Below are 20,647 nucleotides of genomic sequence, written 5' to 3'. Positions count from 1 at the left end.
TCTATAAGGGCGCCCATCTCACCCACGAAAGGATCTGGAGAACGTCATGGCAAAAGTCCGCGTCGCAATTAACGGGTTCGGCCGCATCGGCCGCAACATCGTCCGCGCCATCTATGAATCGGGCCGCAAGGACATCGATGTGGTGGCCGTGAACGATCTGGGCCCCGTCGAAACCAACGCCCACCTGATGCGCTATGACTCGGTCCACGGCAAGTTCCCGCACGAGGTGACCGTCAAGGGTGACGCGATCTCGATCGGCTCCGACACTTTCAAGGTGACGGCGATCAAGGATCCCTCGCAGCTCCCCTGGAAGGATCTCGGCATCGACATCGCGCTCGAATGCACCGGCATCTTCACGGCGAAGGACAAGGCCTCGGCCCACCTCACCGCCGGCGCCAAGCGCGTCATCGTCTCGGCCCCTGCCGACGGCGCCGACTACACGGTCGTGTACGGCGTGAACCATGCCGGCCTGAAGAAGGAGCACATGGTGATCTCGAACGCCTCGTGCACCACCAACTGCCTCGCCCCCGTCGCCAAGGTCCTGCACGATGCCATCGGCATCGAGAAGGGCATGATGACGACGATCCACTCCTACACCGGCGACCAGCCCACCTTGGACACCATGCACAAGGATCTCTATCGCGCCCGCGCCGCGGCGCTCTCGATGATCCCGACCTCGACGGGTGCCGCCAAGGCCGTGGGCCTCGTGCTCCCTGAACTCAAGGGCAAGCTCGACGGCTTCGCCATGCGCGTGCCGACGCCGAACGTCTCGGTCGTCGACCTCAAGTTCATCGCCAAGAAGGCGACGACGAAGGAAGAAGTGAACGCCGCGATCAAGGCTGCCGCCGATGGCCCGCTCAAGGGCATCCTCGGCTACACCAACGATCCGAACGTCTCGATCGACTTCAACCACAACCCCCATTCCTCAATCTTCCACATGGACCAGACCAAGGTCATGGAAGGCACGCTGGTCTCGATCCTCTCATGGTACGACAACGAGTGGGGCTTCTCGAACCGCATGGGCGACACCGCCGTGCACTTCGGCAAGCTGATCGCCTGATCCAGCCGCCATTGCGACATCCCGACACCCCGGACATCGTGCCGGGGTGTTTTTGTTTCCACCCCCCGCTATAGTGGGATCATGATGAAACACCGCCCGCTGCTCATTTCGCCCTCCATTCTCGCCGCCGACTTTTCCAAGCTCGGCGAGGAAGTCCGCGCCATCGAGGCAGGCGGCGCCGATTGGGTGCACATCGACGTGATGGACGGGCACTTCGTCCCCAACATCTCCTTCGGCTTCCCGGTGATGCAGTCGCTCCGTCCGCACTCGAAGCTGCCCTTCGACGTGCACCTGATGGTGGCGCCGGTGGACCCGTATCTCGCCCAGTTCGCCGCTGCCGGTGCCGACATCATCACCGTCCACGCCGAGGCAGGCCCCCATCTCCACCGTTCGCTGCAGGCGATCCGGGCCCTGGGCAAGAAGGCGGGGGTTTCGCTCAACCCGGCAACGCCGGTCTCGGTTCTCGAACATGTCATTGACCAGATCGATCTTCTCCTCATCATGACGGTCAATCCGGGCTTCGGCGGGCAGAGCTTCATCCCCGCCATGCTGGACAAGATCCGCCAGGCCCGGGCGCTGATCGGCGGCCGCGACATCGACCTCGAGGTCGACGGCGGCGTCACCGAGAAAAATGCCGGCGAAATCGTCCGCGCCGGGGCCAATGTGCTTGTTGCCGGCTCCGCCATCTTCAAGGGCGAGCACGGCAAACAGATCAAGGCGATCCGCTCGGCTGCAACATTGACGATGGCATGATCTACTTTCCTCCCTTCCCCTTGCGGGGAGGGCCGGGGTGGGGGTCGGGAAACCTCTGAAGGATTTGCTCCGAACCCACCTGTTTGACGCCGTCGCGACCCCCACCCGCTCGCAGGCGCTCGCGACCTCCGCGCAAGGGGGAGGTGAAAGTGATTGGAAAAACAATCACTTACGTGGCAGTCCGCCTTGGGGACACTGATGTCCAATCTGAACGCCAGATAAATTCCGCCCTCAGGAACGGTTCAGCCCCGCTCCCCTAGAAAGGCACCATCAAATGCTTTTCCAGAGGGAACACTCAAATGAACACGATCCTGAAAGCCGCCGCCGCCGTCCTGGCCGCCGCCTTCATCTCCACCGCCGCCCAGGCTGACGACAGCCTCTATGGCAGCGACACGGGCGCCGTGATCGTTCCGGCCTCCACCAATTCCACCGAGGTTGACGCTTCGGCCATCTTCCCGACCGTGCAGCGCGGCAAGATCGTCACCTTCCAGACCAGCAAGAAGCGTGGCTCGATCGTGATCTCGACCCAGAGGAACGAGCTCTACCTCGTGCTCGGCTACAACAAGGCCGTGATGTATCGCGTCGCCACCGCCCGCAAGGGCTTCGAATGGGCCGGCGTGCACAAGGTGACCGCCAAGACCGAATGGCCGGACTGGCGCCCCCCGGTTGAGATGCGCGCCCGTCACCCCGAACTGCCGGCCTACATGGCCGGTGGCCCGAAGAACCCCCTTGGCGCCCGCGCCATGTACCTCGGTTCGTCGATCTACCGCATCCACGGCACCAACGAGCCGAAGTCGATCGGCAAGGCTGCGTCCTCGGGCTGCATCCGCATGCTGAACGCCGACGTGACCGAACTCTACACGCTGGTGAAGATCGGCGCCGAAGTGACGGTGAACTAACGCATCGTGCGAGCAAGTGGTGTCCACTTGCGAAGCGAAAGATGCGATTGAAAAAATACTTGGCGCAACTTTCCTCTCTCAAATCGTTCCGATTTGATCGTCCGTTGCGCAGTCGAGACACCTTGCTGGCGTCAACGCCCCCGCCGCCAGCAGGGTCAAGCTCCGGTCAGGCCAAAACCTGACCGGAGTTTTTTTTATGCGGCAGGCCCGCGTCCTTCGGCCAGCGACTGAAGCGCCCGGGCAATGGCCTTGAAGCCCTCCATGGCAGGGGCCGAATGATGCCGCGCCCGCATGTAGGAATGGGCCAGCACCGGTTCCTCGCGAAGGCCGACGGGCACGCCCGCAAGCTTCAGCTTTTCGGCGAAGATCACGCCGTCGTCGCGCAAGGGATCGTGCGCGGCAACGGTGATGAAGGTGGGCGGAAGATATGACACGTCGCCCGCCAGATTGGGTGCCGCCTTCGGATCATGCCAGGCGGCACTGCCCTCGGGGCCGAGGCAGCTCCGGAGATAGAAGCCCATCTCGTCGCGGGTGAGGCACGGCGCATTCGCATTGCGGATGTAGGAGGGCGTGGTCATGTCGGCGCCCAGCACCGGATAGATCAGAACGAGGCCCTGCAACTGCGGCAGTGAAAGTTCCTGCAGCGCCATGGCAAGCGCCACCGACATCTGCCCGCCCGCACTGTCGCCCGCAGCGATGAGGTTGTTCGCGTCGATGCCATGGGCCGGCCCCTGTTCGCGGGCCCAGCGCCAGACCTTGAGACTGTCTTCGAGCTGCGCAGGAAACGGGTTCTCGGGTGCGAGGCGGTAGTCGATCAACAGCACCGCCGTGTTCGTGGCGGCGGAGAGTTCGGCGCACATGTCGTTGTGGGTGGCGGGTCCGCCCAGCACCCAGCCGCCGCCGTGGCCATAGATCACGCCGGGGACGGCATTCCTCGCATCCCTCGGACGGTAGGAGCGGCAGGGCACGCCGTTGCAGGTGACGTCGCTGACGGCAACGCTCTCGGGCAGTGGCGCCTGGAAGGATTGGCAGAGCGCGTTCCATGCGGCGCGCTGCTGGTCGAGCGGCCATGTCTCCGCACCGGGCGGTGTTGCCTCGCTCAGCTTCTTGTAGAAATGGCGCATGCCCGCATCGAGCGAGGCGTGCGGGTCATCTCCGCCAACAGGTTCAGCCATGAAAAACCCTCCGTGACAGTCGCTGTATCACGGAGGGTTGAAGGTTCGCCAGAGTGGCGGTGCGCAGGCCTGCAGCTGCAGGAGGATCAGCCCGCCCTGCGCATACGCCGGTCTTGCGCCGGTTGATAGGCAATGCGCGCGTGGTACTCGCAGTAGGGCGATCCATCGCGCGGGTTGTGCCCGCAGAAACAGAAATCTTCGTGGGTCGGGTCACCGATCGGCCACTTGCAGGTCTTGTCCGAGAGATGAAGGATGGTGATGCGGCCATCCTTCGGCAAATCGACAAGGCGGAGCGGCTTCGGCTCCGGCAGCGGGGCCGGGCGCGGCGTAAGCTGCGGCGCGGCATAGGCCTTGAGAGCCGTGCTTCCCGCTGTCGGCATGGAAGGCGTACCGGTCGGGCGTACGCCCGGTGCGCTCGGCTCGCGCGGACCCTTGCGGGCTGCACGCGGCGCTGCAGAGCGCTGCACGGGCTGGCGGCCGGAGAGGTTGAGACGGTGCACCTTGCCGATCACGGCATTGCGCGTGACGCCCATGCCGAGGCGGGCAGCGATCTGGCTGGCGCTCAGTCCGTCGGTCCAGAGTTTCTTGAGAAGTTCGACACGCTCGTCGGTCCAGGGCATCTTGTCGGTACCGGCGGCTGTTTGCACGAGATCGCTCAAAACCTGAATCCTTCTTCCTTCGCGGGAATCCAAAACTCCCGCGTCCAAATCTTTACGCTGTACAGAAACGCTACATCTCGTAGCCCGATGCGTTACTGACTACTATGTCGGGTGACTCCACCGCAACAATGAGGGCCATCTTTCGGCGGGTTTTCCCCAGCTTTGGACGGGTGCCACATGGTTAACGAGACGTTAAGCCTCGGCTGACTCCCGCGTCCATGCGCTGTTTTGACTCAGGTGTGGATTCTGGTGCAATTGACCGGTGGGTAAGTGCACTTTATAGTTTGAGTGTTGCGCGCCGGTCTCACCCGACCGGCGTTTTTCATTTGGGTTTCACATGATCACGCCTGTTCTGCCGACTTACAACCGCGCCCATGTTTCCTTTGTGAGGGGTGAAGGCGCGCGCGTGTTCACCGAAGATGGCACCGCCTATCTCGATTTCGGCGCCGGCGTTGCCGTCACAAGTTGTGGTCACGCGCATCCGCACCTCGTCAAGGCATTGACGGAGCAGGCGCAGAAGCTCTGGCACACCTCGAACATCTATCAGATGCCGGGCCAGGAGAAGCTGGCGAAGCGCCTGATCGAGAGCACGTTTGCCGAGACGGTGTTCTTCTGCAATTCGGGTGCGGAGGCGCTCGAGTGTTCCATCAAGATGGCGCGGCGTTATCACTTCGTGAACGGTGCGCCGGAGCGGAACCAGATCATCACCTTCGAAGGCGCCTTCCACGGCCGTACGCTGGCGACGATCTCGGCCGGTGGCCAGGAAAAATACCTTGAGGGTTTTGCACCCCGCATGCCGGGCTTCGTGCAGGTGCCCTTCGGTGACGCGAAGGCGCTCGCCGCAGCGATCACGCCCGAGACCGCCGGCATTCTCATCGAGCCCGTGCAGGGTGAAGGCGGCATCCGCCCGCTGCCCCATGCCGAACTGAAGGCGCTCCGCGATCTCTGCGACAAGCACGGCCTGCTCCTCATCCTCGATGAAGTGCAGACGGGCGTGGGCCGCACCGGCAAGCTCTTCGCCCATGAATGGGCGGGGATCACGCCCGACATCATGGCGGTGGCCAAGGGCATCGGCGGCGGCTTTCCGCTGGGCGCCTGCCTTGCCACGGAAAAGGCGGCGAAGGGCATGACGGCGGGCACGCACGGCTCCACCTTCGGCGGCAATCCGCTGGCAACCGCCGTCGGCAACGCCGTGCTGGACGTGGTGCTGGCCGATGGCTTCCTCGACCATGTCCGCGATACCGCGCTCTATCTGAAGCAGAAACTGGCCGGTCTGAAGGATGCGCATCCCGCCGTCATCGAGGACATCCGCGGCGAAGGCCTGATGCTCGGCATCAAGTGCAAGGTGCCCAACACCTCGCTCCAGGCCGCGGCCGTTGCCGAAAAGCTTCTCACCATCGGCGCGGGCGACAATGTCGTGCGCCTTCTTCCGCCGCTCGTCATCACGCGGGCCGACGTGGACGAGGCGCTTCAAAAGCTCGACCGGGCCTGCAAGGCGGTGACGCCTGCAGCCGCGTGAATTCAGTACTGGGTAAGATCATGCACTTCCTCGACCTCAATGATTTCGACGCCAAGACGCTGCGGGGCATTGTCGATACCGCCCGCCGCATGAAGGAGGCGCGCAACGGCAAGCCGCGCGGCTTCCGCGAGAAGGACGAGCCGCTCAAGGGCAAGGCGCTGGCGCTGATCTTCGAACGTCCCTCGACCCGCACCCGCGTCTCCTTCGAGATGGCGATGAAGCAGTTGGGCGGCGAGGTGATCGTGCTCTCCGCCAACGACATGCAGCTGGGCCGCGGCGAGACCATTGCCGATACCGCCCGAGTGCTGTCGCGCTATGTCGACGGCATCATGCTGCGCGCTGCAAAGCACTCGAACCTGCTTGATCTGGCGGAACACGCCGCGGTGCCGGTCATCAACGGCCTCACTGATCTTTCGCATCCCTGCCAGGTGATGGCCGACATCCTGACGCTGGAAGAGCACAAGGGCCCGCTGCCGCAGCAGCACGTGGCCTGGGTGGGCGACGGCAACAACGTCGCCGCCTCGTGGATCCATGCCGTGGGTGTGATGGGCGGCAAGCTCACGTTGGGCTGCCCCGAGCAGCTCAATCCCACCCGCGAGGTGATGAGCTGGGCGAAAAAGGCGAATGCCGACGTCACCCTCACGACATCGCCCGAAAAAGCGGCGAAGGGCTCCGACTGCGTCATCACCGATTGCTGGGTGTCGATGCACGACAAGGACGGCGAGACCCGCCACAACCTTCTCAAGCCCTATCAGGTGAACAAGGCGCTGATGGCGCACGCCAAGGCCGATGCCATCTTCATGCATTGCCTGCCCGCCCACCGCAACGAGGAGGTGACTGACGAGGTCATGGATGGCCCGCGCTCGGTCGTCTTCGACGAGGCCGAGAACCGCCTGCACATCCAGAAGTCCATCCTGCTGCATTGCCTGGGCGGGACATGACGGCCGACAAGCTTCCCGATTTCGTCCTCCCCTTCGAAGTGAAACCCCTCGGCATCCGCGGCCGGGTGGTGCGGCTGGGGCCTGTGATCGACGACATTCTCTCGCGCCATGACTATCCGCCCTCCGTCTCGGCGCTGCTGGCGCAGGGGGTGGCGCTGACCGCACTCCTTGGCTCGGCCATGAAGTTCGACGGGAAGTTCATCCTTCAGACCAAGACCGATGGTCCGGTGTCGATGCTGGTCGCGGACTACGTGGCGCCCAACGGCGTGCGCGGCACGGCCCGCTTCACAAAGGAGCAGACGCTGGAAGGTTTGGGCGAGAAAGAGCTTCTCGGTGCAGGCTACCTCGCCATGACGGTGGACCAGGGTGCCAACATGGAACGTTACCAGGGGATCGTGCCCTTGGGTGACAACACGCTCGCTGAAGCCGCTCACACCTATTTCATGCAGTCGGAACAGATCCCGACGCGCCTTCGCCTCGCGGCAGGTCCGCTCTCGCTCAAGGGCGACAAGGCGGCCCACTGGCGCGCGGGCGCGATCCTGATCCAGCATCTGCCGCGCGAAGGCGGCATGTCGCCCATCCAGTATTCATCGGGTGACGTGCCCGAGGGTTACGACGACACGGTGACCGAGCACGATGACTGGGTGAAGGCCAAGCTGCTGCTCGACACGGTGGAGGATCACGAACTGCTCGATCCCACACTTTCAGCGGAAGAGCTGCTCTACCGCCTCTATCACGAGGATGGCGTGACGGTGTATCCGGCGGCGCAACTGGCGCGGCACTGCACCTGCTCAGCGGCGGCGGTGGAGACGATGTTGAAGAACTTCACGGCGGAAGAGCGCGCCGGCATGGTGCAGGATGGCGAGATCGCCGTCACCTGCGAGTTCTGCTCGACGCGCTATACCTTCAGCCCTTCACAATTTGATTGAGTGGCCGCGCCGCGACCGGTGAGCCGGTGCCCATGACGCCACTCATCGGCGTCAGGATGCGGTCCACGCTCACCACCGTCTTGCCGATGGGGAAAAGCGAGGCAATGGCAAGCTTCACATGCTGCCAGGCGAACGGAATGCCGATGATGGTGACGGCATAGGCAATGGCCGCCGAGATGTGGCCGATCGCCAGCCACCAGCCCGCGAGCACGAACCAGATGATGTTGCCGAGCATGCCAAGCGCACCCGTGCCCATGTCCTCACGGCCATAGAGCCGGTCGCGGGCGACGATGTCATAGCCGAAGGGCCAGAACGAAAAGCGCGCCAGCATGAAGCAGGAGCGGGCCCAGGGCAGGCCGATGATGGTAATCGCCATCAGGATGCCAGCCAGCGTCCAGGCAAGACCGGCGATGACGCCGCCTGTCACGAACCACAAGACATTGAGAATGAAGAGAATGATGGGCATGTGCGTGTCCCTCCGGTTACGGACTATGTGGGGAGGGTAAGGGCGGTTTTCAATCGGGAGGCGATTATCTCCCGATTCCGTCATGCCCGCGCAGGCGGGCACCCAGCTTTGGCTAATCATGGAAACGAAAAAAGAAGCTGGGCCCCCGCCTTCGCGGGGGTGACGGCCTGTTTTGCTGGAGGGAAAAAAATGATCGTCATTCCATGCGAGCGATGCGGAAGCGTCGCGAGACATGGAACCCAGCTTTGGTTGCCTCAGGTAAGCGGGGTTCCATCTCGCGCGGCACAAGCGTGCCGCTTGGATGGAATGACGGTGAAGCCTGGTGTCAACAGCACTTCGCCGCAAGCCGCGACATGAAGGCCTCGCACTTGCGCAACTGGTCGACCGCGATGAACTCGTCCGGCTTGTGGGCCTGCTCGATGGAGCCCGGACCGCAGACCACGGCGGGAATGCCGATCGACTGGAAGTGCCCCGCCTCGGTGCAATAGGACACCGTGTGGGTGGAATTGGCGTGGGCGCAGTGAAGCGCCAGCACTTCCGCCGGTGAATCCTGCTCGGGTGCAAGACCCGGCACATCGGTCATCTTCTCTGTCGAGATTCCCGCAACCGCCGACACCTTCTTCATCGCAGGCTCGAGCTTGCGCGAGAGGGCCGCGATGCGCTTCGGTACGGCCTCGCGGTCGGCGGTGGGCAGAAGCCTCGTCTCCCACGAGAAGCTGCAGCTCTTGGGCACGATGTTGTTGGCGGTGCCGCCCTTGATCACGCCCACGTGGATTGTCGAGTAGGGCGGGTTGAAGCGCCCGGTGGAGTCGCCCTCGGCGATCAGGTCCTCGCGGATGCGGTTGATCTCGGAAATGATCTCGGCTGCCACCATGATGGCATTGACGCCACGATCAGTGAGGGCCGAGTGGGATTCATGGCCCGTCACTTCCGTGCCATAGCGCACCGCGCTCTTGTGGGCATTCACCACCTGCATCGAGGTGGGCTCACCCACGATCACGGCGGCGGGACGCTTCAGGTGATCGCGCATGTGTTCGACCAACGGCACCACGCCGCGGCAACCCACTTCCTCGTCGCAGGAGAAGGCAAAGTGGATCGGCACCTTCAGCTTCGCCTGCTGGAAGGCGGGCACCATGGCGAGGCAGACGGCGATGAAGCCCTTCATGTCGCAGGTGCCGCGGCCATAGAGCAGCCCGTCGCGCAGCGTCAGCGCAAAGGGATCGCTGGTCCAGGCCTGGCCATCGACCGGCACCACGTCGGTGTGGCCGGAGAGCACGATGCCGCCTTCAACATCGGGCCCGATGGTGGCGTAGAGATTGGTCTTCTTCCCTTCCTCGTAATCCACGCGAAGATGCGGCACGCCATGGCCGTCAAGAAACTCCTCGATCCAGGCAATGAGCGGGATGTTGCTCTCGCGGCTCGTGGTGTCGAAGGAAATGAGCTTTGCGAGAATGTCTTCGGAGGTGGCAGGAAGCATGTGACCGGTCAGTTGAAGGTGGGCCGCTCGTGCGGTGAATCGAGCGAGAAGGCGGGAATGTCGATGGCGAAGGCATGCCCGTCACTGCCGAGCATGTGATAGCTGCCGACCATCATGCCCGACGGCGTGGTGAGCGGGCAACCGGATGTGTACTGGAAGCTGTCACCGGGCGCCACGGTGGGCTGTTCGCCGACCACGCCTTCGCCGATCACTTCCTGCTTGTGGCCGCGGGCATCGGTGATGATCCAGTGCCGCGAGATCAGTTTGGCCGGTTTTGAGCCGAGGTTCTCGATGGTGATGGTGTAGGCCCAAACGTAGCGGTCCTCGTCGGGTTTCGATTGCCCTTCAAGGAATTGCGGACGTACCGTGACACGGAAACGGTTGCTGATCGCCTGGTACATGATGCCAATTTAGGGGATTATCCCGGGTTTTCCACTGTCCTTTCGGGCGCACTTGCGCGTGGCGGTGCAAAACCGCCAAAAGGCCCATATGTCCGCAGCTTCCACCCCGCCCGACCTTGCCCTTCCGCCGGGCATTCTGCCCGCCCGCGTCATCACCGACTTCTGTGCGAAGGGTCTGATCGGCCTCGAGCGTCCGCTCGATCAGGACCAGGTGCAGCCGGCGAGCCTCGACCTCCGGTTGGGTCCGGTGGCGTGGCGGGTGCGCGCTTCTTTCCTGCCGGGGCCGAAGCTCCGGGTGGAAGAGAAGCTGAAGCAACTCTCGCTTCATGAAATCGATCTCCGCGCGGGCGCCGTGCTCGAGACGGGCTGCGTCTACATCGTCAAGCTGATGGAGAGCCTGCGCCTGCCGAAGGGTGTTGCCGCCGCGGCGAACCCCAAGAGTTCGACCGGCCGCCTCGACATCTTCACCCGTGTCATCGCCGATCAGGCGCAGGAATTCGACAAGGTGCCGGAGGCCTATGAGGGTCCGCTCTACGCCGAAATCTCGCCGCGCACCTTCCCGATCCTGGCGCGGCAGGGCTCGCGCCTCTCGCAGATCCGCTTCCGCTCCGGACCGTCACTGGCCAACGATGCGCTCATTCATGCGCTCCACGCCGCTGAGCCGTTGATCGCCGAGGGCGAGGCCAACATCGACGGCGGGCTTGCGCTCACCGTCGATCTTTCGCCCATGGTGCCGGGCGGGCCTGTGGGCTTCCGCGCCAAGCGGCACTCCGCGCTTGTCGATGTGGACAAGAAGGCCGCCCTCGACGTCCTAGACTACTGGGAGCCGATCTGGCAGCGGGGTTCGCTCATCCTCGATCCCGACCAGTTCTACATCCTTGCATCCAAGGAAGCGGTGCGCGTGCCGCCCACCCACGCCGCCGAGATGGTGCCCTTCAATCCGCTGGTGGGCGAATTCCGCGTCCACTACGCGGGCTTCTTCGATCCTGGCTTCGGACATTCATCCGGTGCGGGCGAGGGTGCGCGCGCCGTGCTCGAAGTGCGCTCCCACGAGGTGCCCTTCATCCTCGAGGATGGCCAGATCATCGGCCGCCTCGTCTACGAGCCGCTCACCGAGCGGCCGCAGCAGGTCTATGGCCAGCTCGGCTCCAATTATCAGAAGCAGGGCCTGAAGCTCTCCAAGCATTTCAAGCCTTTTGACCCCGGCGCAAAGCTCGGTTAGTCTCAGGGCGAGCGCGGGCGTAGTTCAGTGGTAGAACTCTTGCTTCCCAAGCAAGATGTCGTGGGTTCGATTCCCATCGCCCGCTCCAACTCTTTCAGCTGAGGACCGAACGCAAGACCGTGATCAATCGTGGATCGAGGGATTGCGAGACGTTGAAGCGCATGTAGTCCGTCGCAGTCCGGGCCGGGCTGAAGACATTTCCGGGCGCAAGGACGATCTTTTCGGCGAGTGCTGCACGCGCAACATCAGCCGCATCCGCACCATTGGGAAGCCTGCTCCAGAGAAAGAGACCGGCCTGCGGTTCGATCCACGGCGTGATGCCGATTGTCTTCAGGCGGGACGTCACGGTCGCCATGGCGCGCGCAAGTTTCTGCCGGAGCATGTCCACGTGCCTGCGGTATCCGCCATCGCTCAGCACCGAATGCACCAGCGCCGCATTCAGGCTGCTTCCGCCGAACGATGTTGCGATCTTGAGGTTCGTGAGTTCCTCGATCCAGTCGGGCCGTGCCACCACATAGCCGCAGCGCGCCGCCGCCGTGAGCGTCTTGGAAAAGCTGCCGATGTGGATCACCCGGTTGAGGCCGTCGAAGGCGGCGAGGCGAGGGGCCGGCGCATGTTCGAAATCGGCGAAGATGTCGTCCTCGATGATGGTGAGCGCGTGCTGCTCCGCCAGCTTGAGAATGCGGTGCGCGGTCACCGGGGCGAGCACGGCGCCTGTGGGATTGTGGACGGCGGAATTTGTGATGTAGAGGCGCGGGCGGTGGGCCGACAGCACGCGCGCAAATTCATCCGCATCCGGTCCCGTGGCTGTATAGCGCACGCTCACCACCTTGGCGCGGTGGGCCCGCAGAATGGCCTGGAAGTTGAAGTAGCAGGGATCATCGACAAGAACGGTATCGCCGGGCTCAAGCAGGAAGCGGCAGACGAGATCGATGGCCTGCGTGCCGGACTCGGTGAGGATGACCTGCGCGGGCGAAACCCCGATGCCGTGCTCGGCAATGCGGCGGGTGATGAACTGGCGGAGCGGCGCGTGACCCAGCGGCGAGTCATATTCCATCAGCCGGGCCACCGGTCCGCGCGCCGCAACGCGCACGGCCTTGCGCAGGCTTTCCTCAGGCAACCAGGCAGGCGGCAGCCAGCCGCACCCTGGCCGGAGATCAGCTTCGCCCGCTTCCAACGATTGCCGCGACACCCAGAAGGGATCGATGGCGCGATCCACCCGCGGCCCCATCTCGGCTAGCGACAAGGGCACGGCGGCGCGCGCCACGTAGAAGCCGGACCCGGCCCGCGAGGCGATCACGCCCTCCGCCTGAAGCCGGGCATAGGCTTCCGCCACCGTGGAGGGCGAAACCGAAAGCTGTTCGGCGCAGTGCCGGATGGAGGGAAGCCGCGCGCCCGGCAGCAGCGTGCGGGCGGCAAGACGCTGGCGGATCGACGACATGACCATCTCGACGCGGTTTTCGGTGGGCTTCCCGCTCATCTGTATTGAAACTCCATCCATACAGTTCCGCCAAACTGTACCGCACTGTCTCTGGCGGCTCCAGCGCTTTCCGGCGACAGGAGTGGGCAAGGAGCGCAGTCATGCACAGCAGCAGTGCCGGCCTTTCGGGCTGGCTGAACGGTCTGGCCGGGGTCATCATCTTCAGCGGTTCGCTGCCGGCCACCCGTGTGGCGGTGGCGGAGATCGATCCCGTCTTCCTGACGGTGGCGCGCGCAGCAATCGCAGGGCTGATTGCACTCGTCCTGCTGGTGGCGTTCCGGTCGGCGAGGCCCCAGAGGAAGGACATGGTCCCGCTTGCCGTCGTGGCCCTCGGCGTGGTCGTCGGCTTTCCGTTGCTCACGGCGCTGGCCCTGAAGCACGTGACCTCGGCTCATTCCATCGTCTTCATCGGTCTCCTGCCACTCGCAACAGCTGCCTTCGCCGTGCTGCGCGGCGGGGAGAGGCCGCGCGCCCCTTTCTGGTTCTTCTCGCTTCTGGGCAGCGCGCTGGTCTCGGGGTTTGCCTATGCGCAATCCTCCTCGGCCGCTTCGGTGGGCGATCTGCTCATGCTGGCGGCGATCGTGGTGTGCGGTCTTGGCTATGCCGAAGGGGCGCGCCTGTCGCGCCGGCTGGGGGGCTGGCAGGTGATCTGCTGGGCGCTGGTGCTGTCGCTTCCCGTGATGCTTCTCCTGGCCGTCATGGAAGCGCCCGCAAGCTGGGCGAATGTCGGGGGCGCGGCCCTGGCCGGGCTCGCCTATGTCTCGCTCTTCAGCATGCTGATCGGCTTCGTCTTCTGGTATCGCGGCCTTGCCCTGGGCGGCATCGCAAGTGTGGGGCAGCTCCAGCTTCTGCAGCCCTTCTTCGGGCTGGCGCTTGCCGGACTTGTTTTGGGTGAACATGTCTCGGGGCTGATGCTGGCCGTCACTGCACTCGTCATCCTGTGTGTTGCCGGTGCCCGGCGCTTCGCCTGAGACGCCGCCCGCATAATTATCCATCGGCTCCGGATTGATGCACCACCCTTGCCAATCCCATGCGCTTGCGTAGAGTTGCGCCCGCTCAACGCAGAAGAAAATGGGAAACGTCCGATGTCCACGCACGCGCTCAAGTCAGCGGTCCAATTCATCAACAAGAAGGAAAGCCTCGTCGTCGATGCGCTGGACGGCCTGCTCCGCGCCAGCGGCGGCGCCAACCTTGCCCGCCTCGATGGCTATCCCGGCGTCAAGGTCATCCTCCGCACCGATCACAAGCCCAACAAGAACGTGGCAATCATCGCAGGCGGCGGCTCCGGCCATGAACCGGCCCATGCGGGCTTCGTCGGCAAGGGCATGCTCACCGCCGCGGTGTGCGGCGATGTCTTCGCTTCGCCCGCGATCGATGCCGTCTTCGCCGCCATCATGGCAGTGACGGGCAAGGCCGGCTGCCTCGTCATCTTCAAGAACTACACGGGTGACCGCCTCAACTTCGGCCTTGCGGTGGAGCGGGCCCGCGCGCTCGGCAAGAAGGTGGAGGTGGTGATCGTGCGCGACGACATCGCCCTTCCCGACATTCCCCAGCCGCGCGGCATCGCCGGCGTCATGTTCGTGGAAAAGGTCGCAGGCCACTACGCCGAGAAGGGCGCCAACCTGAAGACGGTAGCCGCCATGGCGCAGAAGGCGAGCGATGGCCTGGTCTCGCTCGGCATCTCGCTCTCCTCCTGCACGCTGCCGGGCATCGGCCGCGAAGACCGTGTGCCCCACGGCAAGGCGGAACTGGGCCTCGGTCTCCACGGCGAACCGGGTGTCGATCTCGTCAATCTCGAAAGCGCCCGACAGGCCGCCCTCATGGTGGCGGACCGTCTCTTCGCGGCAGCCAAGCCTGCCAAGAGCTATGCGCTCCTCGTCAACAACCTCGGCTCCACCACGGCGCTGGAAATGAGCCTGCTCACCAATGAAGTGCTGGCGAGCAAGCACGGCGCCAAGATCAAGCTGGTGCTCGGCCCGGCGATGCTGGTCTCGTCGCTCGACATGCACGGCTTCTCGCTCAGCCTGCTGCCGCTGACGCCAGACTTCGAGAAGGCGCTGCTCTCGCCCGCAAGCCCGCTCGTCTGGCCGCCGATCCGCGGCCATGTGAAGCCGAAGCTCGTGAAGCTGCCCAAGGAGATGAAGTCCAAGGGCTACAAGCCGAGCAAGAATGCAGCGTTGGCGGCCCTCGTCACCAAGGCCTGCGACATCCTTGTCAAGTCGGAAGCAACCCTCAACGCGCTCGATGCCAAGGTGGGTGACGGCGACACGGGTTCGACCATCGCCACCGCCGCCCGTCACGTGCAGACGGCGCTGCCGCTCATGCCGCAGGCGAAGCTCGACCAGTTCTTCGCCGCCACAAGCGATGCGCTCACCCGCACCATGGGTGGCTCGTCCGGCGTGCTGCTGGCGATCTTCTTCTCCGCCGCAAGCCAGGCGGCTGCAGGCGGTGCCAACTGGCAGAAGTCGCTCGTCGCCGGTCTCGACAAGATGATGGCCTATGGCGGCGCCAAGCCCGGTGACCGCACCATGATCGATGCGCTGATGCCCGCTCTTGCGGCGCTCCCCAAGGGTGTTGCAGCGGCGGCAAAGGCGGCACGCGAGGGCGCAGATGCAACGGCGAAGATGAAGTCGGCCCGCGCCGGCCGCTCCACCTACGTCTCGGCGTCCAATCTCTCCGGCGTAACCGATCCGGGAGCGGAAGCGATTGCGCTGCTGCTCGAAGGATTGGCCTAATCAGTCGGCAAGTTCGGCGATCACCGCATTCAGGATGCGACGCCCGGCTTCGGTGGCCCGAAGCCGGGTTTTTTCCTGCGTGACCAGGCCAAGCTCGCTGAGCGCCGCGATCTTCTCGGGCGCAATCGGCCGGTTGGAGAGCCGCGCATGGGCGGCAAGGTCGATGCCCTCGGTGATGCGGAGCCCCATGAGCAGCATTTCGCGGGCCTGCGCTTCGGCCGCCACGATTTCTTCGCTCACGATGCCGTGGCCCTGCGCGGTCACCAGCGCGCGCCACGTTTCCGGATGCTTCTCGGCAATGAGGGCGATGCGGTTGCTGCCCTCGGCCAGGCGGCTGTGGGCGCCGGGACCCACGCCGGCATATTCGCCGTAGCGCCAGTAGAGCAGGTTGTGGCGGCTCTCGTCGCCCGCCTTCGCGTGGTTCGAGATTTCATAGGACGGAAGCCCCGCCGCCGCGGTCATCTCCTGCGTGAGGTCGTAGAGGTCGGCGGCGAGATCGTCTTCAGGAATCGTGAGCTTTCCGGCTGCGTGAAGATCGGCGAAGCGCGTCTCGGGCTCGATCGTCAGCTGATAGAGCGACATGTGGCCCTGCTGCTCGGTGAGCGCGCGGGCCAGTTCGGCGCGCCACGCCGGGAGCGATTGTCCGGGCCGCGCATAGATCATGTCGAAGGAAACGCGCGGAAAGATTTTCGCGGCAAGGCGGAAGGCGGCGAGTGCCTCCTCCGGCGTGTGCTGGCGGCCCAGTGCCTTGAGATCAGTCTCATCAAGCGACTGCACGCCCACCGAGACGCGGTTGACGCCCGCCGTGCGGTAGCCGCGGAAGTTTTCGGCCTCCACGCTGGTGGGATTGGCCTCAAGCGTGATCTCCGCATCGGGTGCGACAGGCCACAGCGCCGCGATCGTGTCGAGCACATGGGCGACGGCGGCGGGTGGCATCAGTGAAGGCGTGCCGCCGCCGAAGAAGATGCTGCTCACGGTGCGGCCCGGCGTGCGCTGCCGCATCATCCGGAGTTCGGTTGCAAGGGCTGCGGCAAAAGAATTCGTATCCACCTCTTCATGGCGGACATGGCTGTTGAAGTCGCAATAGGGACACTTGGCCTTGCAGAAGGGCCAGTGCACGTAAACGCCGAAGGCGCTCACAGAAGCTCCTTCATCAGGAGATCAAGCGCGCGGGCGCGGTGCGAGATGGCGTTCTTCTCGTCGGCTGTAAGCTCGGCAAAGGTCCTGCCGTTGCCGCCATCGGGCACGAACATCGGGTCGTAGCCATGACCAAGCTGCCCGCGCGGCGGCCAGGTGAGGTATCCCGGTGCCTGGCCCACGAAGATGCGCTCGCTGCCGTCGGGCCAGAGCACCACGAGGGTGCAGTTGAAGGTGGCGCGGCGGGCGGCGGGCGTGGTGGCGCCCTTCGCCTGCAGCTTTTCCTCGACGGTGCGCATGGCCATGGTCCAGTCGCGCGACGGTCCGGCCCAGTCGGCGGTATAGACGCCGGGCGCACCATCGAGCGCATCAACGCAGAGGCCGGAGTCATCCGCGATGGTGATGAGTCCCGAGGCTTCCATCGCTGCCGTTGCCTTGATGCGGGCGTTGCCGATGAAGGTGTTCTCCGTTTCGGCGGGCTCGCCGAGGCCGCGCTCACCCGCACTCGTGACCTCAACGCCGCGTGGCCCGAAGATCTGGCGGAATTCCTCGAGCTTGCCCTTGTTGTGCGTGGCGATCAGGAGTGTTTCGCCCTTCAGTGTCTTTGCGCTCATCTCAGGTCCGTTCATCCCGCGATGGCAAGTTTCTGCAGCGCCACGAGTTCCGACACGCCCTGACGGGCGAGCGCCAGAAGGTCATGCAGTGTGGCTTCGCTGAAGGGTTCGCCTTCCGCCGTTCCCTGGATTTCCACGATGCCGCCCTTGCCGGTCATGACGAAGTTGGCGTCAGTGCCGGCGGTGGAATCTTCCGCATAGTCGAGATCGAGCACCGCCTGCCCGCCGTGGACGCCGCAGGAGATGGCGGCCACATGGTCGAGGAGCGGCGAGGCTGAAAGAAGGCCGCGCTTCACCATCACGCCGAGGCAATCATGGAGTGCAATCCAGGCCCCGGTGATCGCCGCCGTGCGGGTGCCGCCATCGGCCTGCAGCACGTCGCAGTCGAGGGTGATCTGGCGTTCACCGAGCGCCTTGAGGTCGACGACGGCGCGCAGCGCCCGGCCGATCAGGCGCTGGATTTCCTGGGTGCGGCCGGACTGCTTGCCGGCGGCCGCCTCGCGGCGGGTGCGCTCGTGGGTGGCACGCGGCAGCATGCCGTATTCGGCCGTCACCCAGCCCTTGCCCTGGCCCTTGAGCCACGGCGGCACCTTCTCGTCGACGGAGGCGGTGACCAGCACATGGGTGTCGCCGAACTTGACGAGGCAGGAGCCCTCGGCATGCTTGGTGAAGCCGCGCGTGAAGCTGACGGTGCGCAGTTGGTTGGCTTTCCGGCCGGAAGGGCGCATTCTGGGTCTTTCCTTTGTGTTGAGCGCGGGGGTTCATACTCCGGACATTGACCCCCGCCAACCCGCTTTCTATCTTTTGCCCATGACGCTCCTTCCGGCCAAACCTCTGGACGAAAAGCTGCCCGGCATCGCCGGGCTGGACCAGCGCAGCCGCGACATCTTCCGGCGGCTGGTGGACACCTACCTGGAAACGGGTGAGCCCGTGGGCTCGCGCACCATTTCCAAGGTCCTGCCGAATACGCTCTCGCCCGCGTCCGTGCGGAACGTGATGAGCGACCTCGAGGAAGCGGGCCTCATCCATTCGCCCCATACCTCCGCTGGCCGTGTTCCCACCGAAGTGGGCCTGCGCTTCTTCGTGGACTCGCTTCTCGAAGTGGGCGCCATCAGCGAATCCGAACGCGCCTCCATCGATGCCCAGATCCGCGCTTCGAACCGTCAGCGCCGCACCGAGGATGTGCTGGGCGAGGCGACGACGCTGCTCTCCGGCCTCTCGCAATGCGCTGGTGTGGTGCTGACGCCGAAGCTCAACACCAAGCTGAAGCATATCGAATTCGTGAACCTCGGCTCGGGCCGGGCGCTGGTCATCCTCGTGGGCGAGGACGGCACGGTCGAGAACCGCGTCATCGACGTGCCGCCGGGGCTTCCGGCCTCGGCCTTCCTGCGCGCCACCAATTATCTCTCGAGCATGGCCCAGGGCCGCACGCTGGACGAGGTGCAGAGCCTGATCGCCCAGGAGATGCAGAAGCTCCGGGCCGAGCTGGACGAGCTTTCAGCCCGCCTCGTGCAGGACGGGCTTGCGATCTGGGGTGGCGACGGGGCGAGCGACAACCGTTCGCTCATCGTGCGCGGGCAGGCGAACCTGCTGGAAAACGCCAGCGCCATCACCGACCTCGAGCGCATGCGCCGCCTCTTCGACGACATCGAGAACAAGCGCGACCTCGTGGATCTCCTCGGCCTTGCCGAGAACGCCGACGGGGTGCGGATCTTCATCGGTTCGGAAAACCGGCTGTTCTCGCTCTCGGGCTCTTCCCTCGTGGCCGCCCCCTTGCGCAACGAGAAGGAAAAGATCGTGGGCGTGCTCGGCATCATCGGGCCCACACGGCTCAACTACGCCCGCATCATTCCCATGGTGGACTACACCGCCAAGGTGGTGGGAAAGCTGATCGGCTGACATGAAGACGCTGCTCGTGCTGGCGCATCCGCTGCCCGACAGCCTCAACGCCGCGCTGGCACAAGCCGCGGAGGAGGAGCTTCGCCGCTGTGGCCACGACGTCAGGCGGCGTGACCTGTATCGGGACGGTTTTGCCCCCGCCCTCACGGCGCATGAGCGCCAAACGCAATACACCCGCTTCGATGCTTCCGCCGTCTCGGCCGAAACGGAGGAGTTGCTGTGGGCGGACGCCATCGTGCTCGTCTTCCCCACATGGTGGTTTGGGCTTCCGGCCATCCTGAAAGGCTGGATCGACCGGGTCTGGGCGCCGGGTATCGCCTATGATCATGCCCCCGACATGGGGCCGTTGCGGCCCAGGCTTCAGGGTCTCCGCCACATGCTGGTGATCACCACGCTGGGTTCGCCCTGGTGGGTGGACTGGCTTATTCTGAATCGCCCGGTGACGCGTGTGCTCAAGCGGGCCGTGCTCGGGCCTTGTGCGCCGGGAGCGCGATTTTCGGCCCTGTCCTTCTACGGTTGCGAGAAGCTCTCGCCTGCTCGGGTGGACGAGATGAGGGCAAAAGTGCGGGCCCGGATCGCCGCTCTGCCGGTTGGTTAAGAGCAAGCTGACGCTCGTCAACCGAACGGCTTGATTTTTGCGCCGCAAACCCCGATATGCGGGCCATAAATCCCAAAAATCCAAATCATCCGGTTGAAGACATGAGCGATAACCCTGCACAGGCCAACGCCGACCTTGAGGCTGCGGCGGACGAACTTCTTGCCAAGGCCGAGGCCGACACGCTGCTCGAGCCCGAGCTTGATCCGCGCGATGCCGAAATCGCCGCGCTGAAGGAAGAAGTGGCGGCGGGCAAGGACCGTCTGCTCCGCTTTGCCGCCGAGTCCGAGAACACCAAGAAGCGCCTCGAGCGCGAGAAGGCCGAGGCGACGCTCTATGCCGCCAGCAATTTCGCCCGCGACCTGCTCTCGGTGGCCGATACCCTGTCGCGTGCCCTCGCCACCTTCGACAACCGCGACGGCATCGACGACAAGACCCAGAAGTTCATCGACGGCATCGAGATCACTGAGCGCGAACTGCTGTCCGTGTTCCAGCGCCACAACATCCGCAGGCTGGAGACGGTGGGCGCCAAGTTCGACCCCAATTTCCATCAGGCCATGTTCGAGGTGCCCACCAGCGAAAAGCCGCCGGGCACGGTGATGCAGGAAATCCAGGCGGGCTATGCCGTGGGCGAACGCTGTCTGCGTCCGGCGCTTGTCGGCGTGGCGAAGGCCGCGGGCTGATCC

At 64.6% G+C, this 20,647-nt stretch carries 20 protein-coding genes, 1 tRNA gene and 1 pseudogene; 13 read left to right on the top strand and 9 right to left on the bottom strand.

Going from position 1 to position 20,647, the window contains the following annotated elements:
• Positions 1-46: 46 nt before the first annotated feature.
• The 3 genes from gap (at position 47) to QM801_RS14755 (ending at position 2,712) form a co-directional block, all read left to right on the top strand.
• Entirely contained in the window at positions 47-1,060 is a 1,014-nt protein-coding gene (gap, locus tag QM801_RS14765) for a type I glyceraldehyde-3-phosphate dehydrogenase (RefSeq protein WP_415019972.1), read from the top strand.
• Positions 1,061-1,144: 84 nt separating this feature from the next.
• Complete coding sequence (rpe, locus tag QM801_RS14760) at positions 1,145-1,813, top strand: ribulose-phosphate 3-epimerase (protein ID WP_415020934.1); 669 nt, start codon at positions 1,145-1,147, stop codon at positions 1,811-1,813.
• A 299-nt stretch (positions 1,814-2,112) separates the two neighbouring features.
• Positions 2,113-2,712, top strand: a complete 600-nt coding sequence (locus QM801_RS14755; RefSeq protein WP_415019971.1) for a L,D-transpeptidase — start codon at positions 2,113-2,115, stop codon at positions 2,710-2,712.
• A 194-nt stretch (positions 2,713-2,906) separates the two neighbouring features.
• Here QM801_RS14755 and QM801_RS14750 read toward each other — a convergent pair whose 3' ends face one another.
• Positions 2,907-3,887 (bottom strand): alpha/beta hydrolase, encoded by a 981-nt coding sequence (locus QM801_RS14750; protein WP_415019970.1) that lies wholly within the window; start codon positions 3,885-3,887, stop codon positions 2,907-2,909.
• Between the two features lie 86 nt (positions 3,888-3,973).
• The gene (locus QM801_RS14745) at positions 3,974-4,546 is read right to left on the bottom strand and encodes a GcrA family cell cycle regulator (RefSeq protein ID WP_415019969.1); all 573 of its coding nucleotides are present in this window, start codon (positions 4,544-4,546) and stop codon (positions 3,974-3,976) included.
• A 337-nt stretch (positions 4,547-4,883) separates the two neighbouring features.
• On the opposite strand from QM801_RS14745, the gene QM801_RS14740 reads away from it, so the two are divergent.
• From QM801_RS14740 to QM801_RS14730, 3 genes are read left to right on the top strand one after another with little or no spacing between them, the layout of a single operon-like run.
• Complete coding sequence (locus QM801_RS14740) at positions 4,884-6,065, top strand: aspartate aminotransferase family protein (RefSeq protein WP_415019968.1); 1,182 nt, start codon at positions 4,884-4,886, stop codon at positions 6,063-6,065.
• 20 nt (positions 6,066-6,085) lie between these two features.
• A complete protein-coding gene (gene argF, locus QM801_RS14735) occupies positions 6,086-7,006 on the top strand; it encodes an ornithine carbamoyltransferase (RefSeq protein WP_415019967.1) in 921 nt (306 codons plus the stop codon).
• Complete coding sequence (locus QM801_RS14730) at positions 7,003-7,935, top strand: Hsp33 family molecular chaperone (protein ID WP_415019966.1); 933 nt, start codon at positions 7,003-7,005, stop codon at positions 7,933-7,935. Before argF ends, QM801_RS14730 begins: the two co-directional genes overlap by 4 nt.
• Before the next feature lie 70 nt (positions 7,936-8,005).
• On the opposite strand, the pseudogene QM801_RS14725 reads toward QM801_RS14730, so the two are convergent.
• From QM801_RS14725 to apaG, 3 genes and pseudogenes are all read right to left on the bottom strand, one after another.
• Positions 8,006-8,401: pseudogene (locus QM801_RS14725) on the bottom strand (YccF domain-containing protein); the annotation flags it as partial.
• A gap of 325 nt (positions 8,402-8,726) precedes the next feature.
• Positions 8,727-9,878 (bottom strand): acetylornithine deacetylase, encoded by a 1,152-nt coding sequence (gene argE / locus QM801_RS14720; RefSeq protein ID WP_415019965.1) that lies wholly within the window; start codon positions 9,876-9,878, stop codon positions 8,727-8,729.
• Positions 9,879-9,886: 8 nt separating this feature from the next.
• A complete protein-coding gene (gene apaG / locus QM801_RS14715; protein WP_415019964.1) occupies positions 9,887-10,279 on the bottom strand; it encodes a Co2+/Mg2+ efflux protein ApaG in 393 nt (130 codons plus the stop codon).
• Positions 10,280-10,367: 88 nt separating this feature from the next.
• Between apaG and QM801_RS14710 the strand changes: the two genes are divergently transcribed.
• Positions 10,368-11,501, top strand: a complete 1,134-nt coding sequence (locus QM801_RS14710; protein ID WP_415019963.1) for a 2'-deoxycytidine 5'-triphosphate deaminase — start codon at positions 10,368-10,370, stop codon at positions 11,499-11,501.
• A 13-nt stretch (positions 11,502-11,514) separates the two neighbouring features.
• Positions 11,515-11,589: transfer RNA gene (locus QM801_RS14705), tRNA-Gly, on the top strand.
• 6 nt (positions 11,590-11,595) lie between these two features.
• On the opposite strand, the gene QM801_RS14700 is transcribed toward QM801_RS14705, so the two are convergent.
• On the bottom strand, positions 11,596-12,981 hold the full coding sequence (locus QM801_RS14700) for a PLP-dependent aminotransferase family protein (RefSeq protein WP_415019962.1): 1,386 nt from the start codon (positions 12,979-12,981) through the stop codon (positions 11,596-11,598).
• 101 nt (positions 12,982-13,082) lie between these two features.
• Here QM801_RS14700 and QM801_RS14695 point away from each other — a divergent pair, with 101 nt between their 5' ends.
• Together QM801_RS14695 and QM801_RS14690 are read left to right on the top strand one after the other, a co-directional pair.
• Positions 13,083-13,952, top strand: a complete 870-nt coding sequence (locus QM801_RS14695; protein ID WP_415019961.1) for a DMT family transporter — start codon at positions 13,083-13,085, stop codon at positions 13,950-13,952.
• A gap of 114 nt (positions 13,953-14,066) precedes the next feature.
• Positions 14,067-15,716, top strand: a complete 1,650-nt coding sequence (locus QM801_RS14690) for a dihydroxyacetone kinase subunit DhaK (protein WP_415019960.1) — start codon at positions 14,067-14,069, stop codon at positions 15,714-15,716.
• Here QM801_RS14690 and hemW read toward each other — a convergent pair whose 3' ends face one another.
• From hemW to rph, 3 genes are read right to left on the bottom strand one after another with little or no spacing between them, the layout of a single operon-like run.
• Positions 15,717-16,856 (bottom strand): radical SAM family heme chaperone HemW, encoded by a 1,140-nt coding sequence (gene hemW / locus QM801_RS14685; RefSeq protein WP_415019959.1) that lies wholly within the window; start codon positions 16,854-16,856, stop codon positions 15,717-15,719.
• Positions 16,853-17,467: an RdgB/HAM1 family non-canonical purine NTP pyrophosphatase gene (rdgB, locus tag QM801_RS14680; protein ID WP_415019958.1), complete on the bottom strand. Its 615-nt coding sequence runs from the start codon at positions 17,465-17,467 to the stop codon at positions 16,853-16,855. The genes hemW and rdgB overlap by 4 nt, the downstream gene beginning before the upstream one ends.
• 11 nt (positions 17,468-17,478) lie before the next feature.
• Complete coding sequence (gene rph, locus QM801_RS14675) at positions 17,479-18,195, bottom strand: ribonuclease PH (RefSeq protein WP_415019957.1); 717 nt, start codon at positions 18,193-18,195, stop codon at positions 17,479-17,481.
• Positions 18,196-18,277: 82 nt separating this feature from the next.
• Here rph and hrcA point away from each other — a divergent pair, with 82 nt between their 5' ends.
• The 3 genes from hrcA (at position 18,278) to grpE (ending at position 20,644) form a co-directional block, all read left to right on the top strand.
• On the top strand, positions 18,278-19,366 hold the full coding sequence (gene hrcA, locus QM801_RS14670; protein WP_415019956.1) for a heat-inducible transcriptional repressor HrcA: 1,089 nt from the start codon (positions 18,278-18,280) through the stop codon (positions 19,364-19,366).
• A 1-nt stretch (position 19,367) separates the two neighbouring features.
• Positions 19,368-19,964 (top strand): NAD(P)H-dependent oxidoreductase, encoded by a 597-nt coding sequence (locus QM801_RS14665; protein ID WP_415019955.1) that lies wholly within the window; start codon positions 19,368-19,370, stop codon positions 19,962-19,964.
• Positions 19,965-20,065: 101 nt separating this feature from the next.
• Positions 20,066-20,644, top strand: coding sequence for a nucleotide exchange factor GrpE (gene grpE, locus QM801_RS14660; RefSeq protein ID WP_415019954.1), 579 nt, complete (start codon positions 20,066-20,068; stop codon positions 20,642-20,644).
• The last annotated feature ends 3 nt before the right edge of the window (positions 20,645-20,647 follow it).

It is taken from the genome of Aestuariivirga sp., assembly GCF_047600585.1.
GTDB lineage: Bacteria > Pseudomonadota > Alphaproteobacteria > Rhizobiales > Aestuariivirgaceae > Aestuariivirga.
This window is presented reverse-complemented; position numbering and strand designations above follow the sequence as displayed.